Annotated in this window: 4 protein-coding genes; 1 reads left to right on the forward strand and 3 read right to left on the reverse strand. The window is 63.4% G+C overall.

From position 1 onward, the window contains the following. The first annotated feature begins 209 nt into the window (after positions 1 to 209). A complete protein-coding gene (locus tag VFL62_RS02500; RefSeq protein WP_325170801.1) occupies positions 210 to 761 on the forward strand; it encodes a carboxymuconolactone decarboxylase family protein in 552 nt (183 codons plus the stop codon). A 203-nt stretch (positions 762 to 964) separates the two neighbouring features. On the opposite strand, the gene VFL62_RS26870 is transcribed toward VFL62_RS02500, so the two are convergent. The 3 genes from VFL62_RS26870 to ribA form a co-directional block, all read right to left on the reverse strand. Continuing rightward, positions 965 to 1,579: a tyrosine-type recombinase/integrase gene (locus tag VFL62_RS26870; protein ID WP_414644580.1), complete on the reverse strand. Its 615-nt coding sequence runs from the start codon at positions 1,577 to 1,579 to the stop codon at positions 965 to 967. A 74-nt stretch (positions 1,580 to 1,653) separates the two neighbouring features. Then, positions 1,654 to 2,037: an Arm DNA-binding domain-containing protein gene (locus VFL62_RS26875; RefSeq protein ID WP_414644581.1), complete on the reverse strand. Its 384-nt coding sequence runs from the start codon at positions 2,035 to 2,037 to the stop codon at positions 1,654 to 1,656. A gap of 845 nt (positions 2,038 to 2,882) precedes the next feature. Continuing rightward, positions 2,883 to 3,680, reverse strand: a 798-nt coding sequence (ribA, locus tag VFL62_RS02510; RefSeq protein WP_325170802.1) for a GTP cyclohydrolase II, incomplete at its 5' end; no start/stop codon positions are given.

Here is a 3,680-nt window from a genome sequence, read left to right on the forward strand (position 1 = left end):
CCTTGACCCATTAGAGAACAATCGGGGCAAAACCGGTCAGACTAGGGCGCCCCCGTCCGATCGCTTGGGATCAAACCTGCCGCGAGCCGTAGTCTGCACAAGGACGGCGGCCGCTGTCCTGACGTAAATTCGTTTGACGGACTGGGTTCTTACCGAGCAATGGGTGGCCGCCAAAACCGCAGCGCAGGCGGCCGCTCCAGGAGCCCTAGATGACCCGTTACCGAGAGATCAGCACGGCCGAGATGACTTCGGCGCAGAAGGAAGTGCATGACGAGATCGTCGCGGGCAGGCGCGGCCGTTTTGGCGGTCCGTTCCAAATACTGATCCGTGCACCTGAGGTATGCCGCCATTTGCAGCGGCTCGGCGAATACCTGCGCTGGGGCAGTTCGCTACCTCCAGCCTTGTCCGAGCTCGCGATCTGCCTGACCGCGCATCACCTGCGAGTGAGTCTCGAATGGCACGCGCATGCGCCGCTCGGGGTCGAGGCCGGTGTCTCGGCGGCGGCGATCGAGGCCATCCGGACCGGCGCTACGCCCAGCTTCACCGCTCCCGACCAAGCCCTCGTCCATCGCATCGTTACTGAGCTGATCAGCACCAAGCGGCTCACGGACGCCACCTTTGCCGAGGCGATCGCGCGCTTCGGCGAGCAAGGGGTTGTCGAACTTGGCACGATCGTCGGCTATTACACGGCGATCGGAAACGCGTTGAACGCCTTTCAGGTGCCGCTGCCGGCGGGCGCGCCGCAACCCTTCCCGGAATAGGACCTCTTATTTCGCCGCGATGGATGGCTGACGGAGCGGCACAACTTGGCCGAGCGGCGCGGGTGCGATGCAGAGCCTCGCCCACGCCTCGGCCAACTGCCGGCTTCTCGAACAGATCGCCGCGGCGGTAGGCGGCCTCGACCTTATCGCCGACAGTATGCGCTAGCGCCATTTCGCGAACTTCGCTTGGGAACGCAGTTCGCTCAGCGCACCAATCGGAAAACGCGCTGCGGAAGCCGTGCACGGTGAGGCCGTCGCGCCCCATGCGCCGCAACAGCATTAACATCGCCATTTCCGAGAGCCGCCGGCCGGCGCGAAGGCCGGAGGAAAACATAGTGACTCATTCTGGCTTCGGCGAAGGGCTGCAGGATCGCCACCGCGGCGTCGCTAAGCGGTACGCGATGTTCCCTCCCCGCCTTCATACGCTCAGCAGGGACCGTCCACAGGCAAGCTTCCAGATCGATTTCGGTCCAGGTGGCGCCGATCACCTCACCGGTGCGCGCCGCGGTTAGGATCGTGAATTCGAGTGCGCGAGCGGCAACCCCCTCTTGTTGGTGCAGCTCCATTACGAAGCCCGGCAGGTCGCGATAAGGGAGCGCTGCGTGATGCTCAACCCGCGCCACCTTGGAGCGCTTCGGCAACAGATTTTCAAGATGGCCGCGCCAGCGGGCAGGGTTTTCGCCTTGCCTGTGGCCGCGGGCGGCCGCCCAATCGAGAACCGCCTCGATGCGCCCGCGCACTCGGCTTGCGGTCTCTGGTTTTGCTGTCCAGATCGGCTCGACCGCTTTCATGACTAGCCCGGTATCGATCGCCTGCACCGGCAAATTGCCGAAGATCGGGTAGACGTAAGTCTGCAGCGTGCTCGGTCACTGCGCGGCGTGTTTAGGGTTTTTCAGCCAGCCCGATGCGCCGAGATATAAGCCTCCGCGCAGTCGCGGAAGCTTATGGCTTTCGCACTTTCCAGCTTCGCCGCTTGCCGTTGCGCGCGGCGCTCGTCGATCGGATCGCGGCCTTCGAGCTTGAGCTTGCGGCAGGCCAGCCCCTTGTCACGCGCCTCGGCTAGGCTGATGGTGTTCAGCGGCCCAAGACCCATATCGCGTAGCTTGCCGTCGCGCCTCCAGCGGAATATCCACGAGCGCGCGCCCGTCTTGCTGACATGCAAGTAAAGGCCGCCGCCATCGGCATGCAGACCCGGCTTTTTGATCGTCTCGACCACCCGCACCGTGAGCCGTTTTTCGGGTCTTGCCCATAGTGTCCGTCGAACTCGGGGTCCCAATCTTTATCCTATACTCTGAACGAGGCTTGAGGCGGACGCAAGTGAATTACGGCGGACAATAAATTTCACAAGATGCTTGAATTGAACTGTAATTAGTGAACGAGTAAGGATGGGAACGAACGTCGATGAGGCGGATGCCTCTTCCGTCACCAAGTTCCCGTAACACGTTGTAATAGAATGATTTTGACGCTGGGAAGCGCCGGGTGTCGCCTTTCGAGAACCGAGCCATGTAGGAAGCTGGCGGCTAACTGAGGCCAGGACGCCGCGTGGTAGAGCTTCGAGACAAAAGGCTTGCTGACCGAGCAGATTAACTCGTTTAGTTAATCCGGAACCATAGCACCCCTGCTCGGGTTGTATTGATACATTAACCTGCGAGATCGGAACAGGTCATGAGTAAGCATCTACTAGCGGCCACGACCGCCGTTGTTATGATGACCGGCATCGCTTCGGCGCAGACCTATCCTCCGCCAACCACACCACCGGAAGTTCCGGCTCCGGGCACGTCGTCGTCAACGACCATATCTCCGGGACCGGACAGTGGTTACCACGCAACCACGACACAGCACGGTGTCGACATGTACGGGAACCCGGTTACGCGGAAGGATACCTACCGCGAGGGCGCCGCAGGCAGCTCGGAAACTCACACGACCACGACTACCGACCCCTGGGCTGGTGGCACCACCACGACCCACACGACAACAACCAATCAACGGTAACGGCTGGCGGCTCGGTAATCGCCGGGCGCACGACATCGCATGCGACGGTGCTGTAGATTACCGCTTCGTCCGCCATAACGATGGCGGATAAAGCGCGGACGTCGATTCCTACTCTAAAGGTTCGCTGCTCTAAAGCAGGTGTCCGCCGCGCACGGCCTTGGTGCGCAGATAGCGCTCGTTGTGGCCGTTGGAGGCGAAGACGTGCGGCACGCGCTCGGCGACGCGAATGCCGTAGCGTTCGAGCGCGGCCACTTTTTCGGGATTGTTGGTCAACAGGCGGATCGTGCCAAAACCCAGTTGCCGCAGCATTTCCGCCGCCGGCCGGTAGACCCGTTCGTCGGCGTCGAAGCCGAGCTGCTCGTTGGCGTCGAGGGTGTCGAACCCGGCATCCTGTAGCCGATAGGCGCGCAGCTTGTTGACGAGGCCGATGCCGCGGCCTTCCTGCGCCAGGTAAAGAAGGACGCCGCCGCCGTCGCGCGCGATCGCAGCGATGGCGCCGCGCAGTTGGTCGCCGCAATCGCAGCGCAGACTTGCCAACAGATCGCCGGTGAAACACTCGGAGTGCAGGCGTGCCAGCACCGGTGCGGCGGGGTCCGGGGTCCCGATCACGATCGCCAGATGTTCGACCCCGCCATCGCCTGGCCGGAACGCGATCAGCCGGGCGTTTTCCGCATCGGCGAGCGGCACCCTTGCCTCGGCAACGCGGTTCAGCGCCGTATCCTCGGCCTGCCTCTTAAACACGACGGCGGCGTCGATTGCCGCGATATCGCGGCGCCGCGCCAGGAACGCCGCCTCGGCGGCCCCGACCCGAACGACGAGAGCGGCCGGCAGCAGTGAGGCAAGCTTGGCCAGCGTCACCGCCGCCAGCCCGCCGCTCTTGGCGACGACCGGTTCGGGCCCGAACCCCGGCGGCTCCGCCCCGAGCGA

Source organism: Bradyrhizobium sp., assembly GCF_035701725.1.
In the GTDB taxonomy this organism is placed as follows: domain Bacteria; phylum Pseudomonadota; class Alphaproteobacteria; order Rhizobiales; family Xanthobacteraceae; genus Bradyrhizobium.